The 578-nt window shown below is 40.1% G+C and carries 1 protein-coding gene; it reads right to left on the bottom strand.

Features of this window, described 5'->3' with window-relative positions; translation table 11 throughout:
* The coding region (locus HMPREF0023_RS15960; RefSeq protein WP_008942593.1) for a helix-turn-helix domain-containing protein at positions 1-480 on the bottom strand (480 nt) is incomplete at its 3' end.
* Between the last annotated feature and the right edge of the window lie 98 nt (positions 481-578).

Here is a 578-nt window from a genome sequence, read left to right as displayed (position 1 = left end):
TGTTTCAATTTCACCACAAGCAACATCATCTTCATGTTTACGTTCCAATGCAGCAATCTGCTGATCATTCAACTGAATACCTTCTTGAGCAACTTTCATTTCAAGTGCCTTTAATCGCTTTTTGAAATTCTCAAGATTGTGTCTAAGCCAGATAGAGCGTACACCGCTGCCAGATACGAAGATGCCAATCTGACGTAGCTCATTACTGGTCCGATGTTGACCGTACGCTGGATATTGAATTGCAAAATCGACAACAGCTTGTTCTGTTTGCTCATCCACTCGGTTTTTTAAATTTGGAGTTCTGCGACTTTGGTTGATGAGCGCATCCATATTGCCAGTACTGGCAAGTTCTTGATAGCGATAGAAAGTATCCCTAGATACCCCCATGACTTTACAAGCTTTGGATACGTTCTGGAGTTCTTCTGCTAAATTCAGCAGACCGACTTTGTGTTTGATGATTTGATTGTTAGTATGCAACATGAGGAGTTACCTTTATTGATTGAGATTCGACACCTTTAATCAAAATCGGTAACTTCTTCTTTTTCAAGACCTGTGTCAGATCAAGTCTGAACTAATAC

It is taken from the genome of Acinetobacter sp. ATCC 27244 (assembly GCF_000156555.1).
GTDB classification, from domain to species: domain Bacteria; phylum Pseudomonadota; class Gammaproteobacteria; order Pseudomonadales; family Moraxellaceae; genus Acinetobacter; species Acinetobacter haemolyticus.
This window is presented reverse-complemented; position numbering and strand designations above follow the sequence as displayed.